Origin of the sequence: Vibrio sp. OPT46 (assembly GCF_015163535.1) — a bacterium.
In the GTDB taxonomy this organism is placed as follows: Bacteria; Pseudomonadota; Gammaproteobacteria; order Enterobacterales; family Vibrionaceae; genus Vibrio; species Vibrio alginolyticus.
This window is the reverse complement of the sequence record NZ_JADDYG010000120.1, coordinates 5,301-9,347: the sequence shown is the minus strand read 5'-3', so window position 1 is coordinate 9,347 and position 4,047 is coordinate 5,301. Positions and strand designations below refer to the sequence as shown.

Below are 4,047 nucleotides of genomic sequence, written 5' to 3'. Positions count from 1 at the left end.
GCTGTACCACGGTCGATGAAATGATTCACAACATTGCACTTCACGCTGTCTCAACGAGAGTTCCCCTCGTAACTATTGAAGATAAGCTGTAATACACGTAAAACCTTTCGCTCACACAATGCGGGCGAAAGGTCACACATATATGCACTTTCATTGATATTTGCTTACTTTGTGTTAAACATTGGTTTCCAAATAGTTACAAGGAAACGTTTATGAAATGGATAGTCGTATTGTTTATTAGCTTATTTTCAGTTTTCAGCCATGCGAAAGAGTGGAAACAAATTCGCTTCACTGTTGAAGGGGCTTACCCCCCATTTAGCTGGACGACAAAAGAGGGAAAGCTAGAAGGGTTTGAAGTCGACCTCGCTAACGCGTTATGCAAAGAGTTAGAAGTAAAGTGCGTTATCTCAAAAATGGATTGGGATGGCATCATCCCTTCTCTCCTTAGTCGCAAGAACGATGCGATTATTGCTGCAATGACAATCACAGAAGAACGAGAAAAGAAAGTCGATTTCACCGTCCCTTATGCAAAAGTACCGACTCGTTTTGTAATGAAAAATGATAGAGAAATCAACATGGATGACGGCAGCCTAAATCGTTTATCTATTGGAGTTCAAAGAGCCACAATTGGTGATAAGTACCTTTCTGCCTTGTATCCAGATATTGATATTCGTCGTTATGGTACGTTCGATGAGGCATTTATCGATCTACTCAATGGACGGTTAGATGCTGTATTTGGCGGCTCAATCGGTTTAAGTGCTGGTTTTCTTGAAACTGCACAAGGTAAAGGCTATCACTTTACTGGACCAGCGTTTACAGAGGAAAAGTGGTTCGGCCGTGGCATTGGCGTAGCAGTGAGAAAGCAAGACAAAGAATTAAAAGCATTACTCGATAGCGGAATACAAAAATTGATCCAGAGCGGTAAGCATAAAACCATCGCCAGCAAGTATTTCTCCTATAGTATTTACGAGTAACCTCGTTATTTTTTTATAGTCTGCGCGGTATAGGAAACTTCCCTTTCCCTATATGGCGACAAAAACAGAGCCCTCGAGCAATCGCCCGAGGGTTATTTTTATAAAAAAGCCCAGCTATATAAGTAACCCGCTCCCATGGCCATCGTTAAGATAACGATTAGGAAGGCAGCGATCATTTGGTTCTTAAAAATTGATTTCAACAAAATCACTTCTGTAAGACTTGCGCCAGCACTACCAATAATAAGCGCCATAACAGATCCAAGAGCCATACCTTTTTGTACTAGTGCCGCGCTAAGTGGAATGACCGCCTCTGCACGGATGTACAATGGAATACCAATGATTGCTGCGACCGGAATCGCGTACCACTTCGCTTCACCAGCGAACTCCGCAATGAACTCCGTCGGGATGAAGCCATAGATAAATGAACCAATCGCAATGCCCATCATGAGATAAGGGAACACTTGCTTAAAGTCTTTCCAAGTTGATTGCCAAATACGTACCCAGCGGCTAGGCTCTTTCTCTTCCACGACTGTCGCTGTTGCACTACCGCCAGATGAACAGCAGGACACTTCCACTTTAGGTTCAGGTTTTGGTACATCACCACAACAAGATGTTTTCGCCGCAACTGGCGTAGGTTCATTGCAGGCGCTGGTATCACAGCTTGATGCTGGTCTCGCTTCTTCTTTTTTCTTGCTTGAATCGCCACAAGAAGTACCGCACGAAGAAGAACCTACCGCTTGATATGCTTCTGGTTTGACGTAACGTTCAAACCCTAGTTTTTCAAGTACATAGCCTGCTACCACTGATACTGACATCGCGATAGCAAAGTAAAATACCGCAACTTTCCAACCAAAAGTCACCACAAACAAGCCAATAATCACTGGGTTAAGCAACGGGCTTGCAAATAGGAACACCATCATAGGTCCAAAACCTGCTCTTGCACGCAACAAGCCTTTTAAGAAAGGAATGGTCGAACACGAACAGAAAGGCGTAATCGAACCTAGCAACGCAGCAATGAAGTAACCTTTACCCTTTTTCGAGCTGAGAATAGATTGAATTTTTTCTGGCGTTAGAAAATCTTGCAACACACCGACAATGTAGCTAATTGCCAGAAATAAGATGATAAGTTCGGTTGCTAGAAACGCAAACATATCCAGCGCTTCTTTAGCCATAGTTATAATTTCTGTATTCACATTTACTCTCCTCGTCATTTTTCGCTAACAAGCTTACCTGATAGATAAGCCTTTATTTCGATATTTCTGGAATTATAGAATCACAAAACAAAAGATCAACAAAATATTTCCATAAAAATGGAATAATAAAACTAGTCATTACTTATCATAAAGTTACATGTCGTTAGCTATGCAGACTGGTTGTCGATGATAATTTCAGAGCATCTCGAATCCTTTTTATCAAACATAACCTAAAATTATCAAAATAAGAAAAAACCATAATTATTGCAGCAACACCCTCTGAGTTAGTATGACTTTCGACCATTCTTAATAATAAGGAAAACCTATGAGAGCGATAACTTACCAACGAGATAAAGATACTTTCTCTTTATCCGAATTACCTACACCAAAACTAGAAACCCAATTTGATGTATTGGTTAAAGTTAACGCTGTTGGTTTGAACCCTGTCGATGCAAAAATTCATTATTGGTCAGACATGGTCACTAACATGGATAACAATTTTGTTGGCGGGTTAGACGTATCAGGAGAAATAGTCTCTGTAGGCGATGCGGTCGTTGATTGGAAGGTTGGCGATAAAGTGTTGTATCACGGAAACATGAGACGCCATCACGGAGGATTCGCTGAATTTGCTATCCATGATTCAAGAACGCTTATAAAGCACCCTCAGGTTCCGGTTGAAGTGGCAGCATCTACACCTTGCGCAGCCTGGACCGCATATCGCGCTTTGGTAGACAAGCTCGATATTTCAAATCGAAGCAGCATTTTTATCGCCGGAGGTGCTGGTGGCGTTGGAAGCTTTGCTATTCAGTTAGCAAAGACATTTGGTGTTGAACAGATCATTGCTACTAGTTCAGAAGCTAATCACGCATATTTGTCCTCGTTAGGAGCAACCCATATGATTGATTATCATCATGAAGATGTAGTTCAGCGAGTAATGGACATTACCGGAAATCATGGCGTTGAGGTTGCACTCGATTGTGTAGGCGGTGATAACGACCGAATTGCAGCCTCGGTGTTAACCTTTGAGGGCGAAATGGTGGAGCTCGTCAAGACTGTCGACCCTTCTCAATATCCAGATGCCTTCTTAAAAGGCTTGGGCTTCCACCAAATAAGTTTGGGCTCTGGTCATGTCTTTGGCGAGAGAGGGTTTGCAAGTATCGTTAATGCCGGAAAGGAAGTGTCTGAGCTATTAGAAAATGGAGAATTGGAAGTACCGAAACTGAAGATCATCGGCTTAGAAGATGTAGGTAACGCACTCTTGGACATGCGAAATCAGAGAACAGTTGGAAAGATTGTCGTTAATCTGAACCAAAAATAATTAATAAAAGTCTCGAGGCAAACTGGCAAGGTAATGAATGAGCAAGTTAAAGCATCTTGTTACTTTGCCAGATATGAAAGGCCTTTATTTTATCTATAACGATGAATAAAAAACAAAATCTCTTGTCATACTTCCCTGCGCTTCACCAAAATTAGGCGTTTTCGAGAGTGTCTCTCCAAGTCGCTAGCAATTTAATATGACGTGGTTCAATCCCACAGCAACCACCAATAATGCTCGCTCCCTGCGCATGCCACTTTTTAGCATACTCAAGATATTCAGTCGGAGAGAAATGACGAACTTCCTGAATGGTCTCGTTGGCTTGGTGCGCTTGCTTTATCGGAGCAAAGCTATTTGCGAAAACACCTATCGTCAATTCTCTACCTGACTCACTCAATACTGCTTGTGTATCAATGATCGATTGCTCGACAACTTCAGGAATAGAGCAATTGAAAAAGATACCTGAAACATTTGTTTTCAACAGCGTATTAACCGCGACTTTAAGAGATTCCCCTGAGCGAAGGCGAGGCAAAGAGTTAGGCTCATCCATTAAGGTGAAAGCAAG

4 protein-coding genes are annotated in these 4,047 nt (G+C 41.9%); 2 read left to right on the top strand and 2 right to left on the bottom strand.

All coding sequences use genetic code 11. The annotated features are described in order from the left end of the window. Positions 1 to 212 precede the first annotated feature (212 nt). Positions 213 to 974, top strand: coding sequence for a transporter substrate-binding domain-containing protein (locus IQR33_RS05265; RefSeq protein WP_193837353.1), 762 nt, complete (start codon positions 213 to 215; stop codon positions 972 to 974). Between the two features lie 98 nt (positions 975 to 1,072). On the opposite strand, the gene IQR33_RS05260 is transcribed toward IQR33_RS05265, so the two are convergent. Continuing rightward, positions 1,073 to 2,146 carry a permease gene (locus tag IQR33_RS05260; RefSeq protein ID WP_228010009.1) on the bottom strand — a complete coding sequence of 358 codons (1,074 nt, stop codon included), beginning with the start codon at positions 2,144 to 2,146 and terminating at the stop codon, positions 1,073 to 1,075. Between the two features lie 346 nt (positions 2,147 to 2,492). Here IQR33_RS05260 and IQR33_RS05255 point away from each other — a divergent pair, with 346 nt between their 5' ends. Next, positions 2,493 to 3,485: a zinc-binding dehydrogenase gene (locus IQR33_RS05255; protein ID WP_064376739.1), complete on the top strand. Its 993-nt coding sequence runs from the start codon at positions 2,493 to 2,495 to the stop codon at positions 3,483 to 3,485. Between the two features lie 151 nt (positions 3,486 to 3,636). Here the strand turns inward: IQR33_RS05255 and IQR33_RS05250 are convergent. Beyond that, the coding region (locus IQR33_RS05250; RefSeq protein ID WP_193843575.1) for a homocysteine S-methyltransferase family protein at positions 3,637 to 4,047 on the bottom strand (411 nt) is incomplete at its 5' end.

Coding starts and splice junctions, on each gene's coding strand:
- IQR33_RS05265 (WP_193837353.1), top strand. CDS start 213: ATGAAATGGATAGTCGTATTGTTTATTAGCTTATTTTCAGTTTTCAGC.
- IQR33_RS05260 (WP_228010009.1), bottom strand. CDS start 2,146: ATGGCTAAAGAAGCGCTGGATATGTTTGCGTTTCTAGCAACCGAACTT.
- IQR33_RS05255 (WP_064376739.1), top strand. CDS start 2,493: ATGAGAGCGATAACTTACCAACGAGATAAAGATACTTTCTCTTTATCC.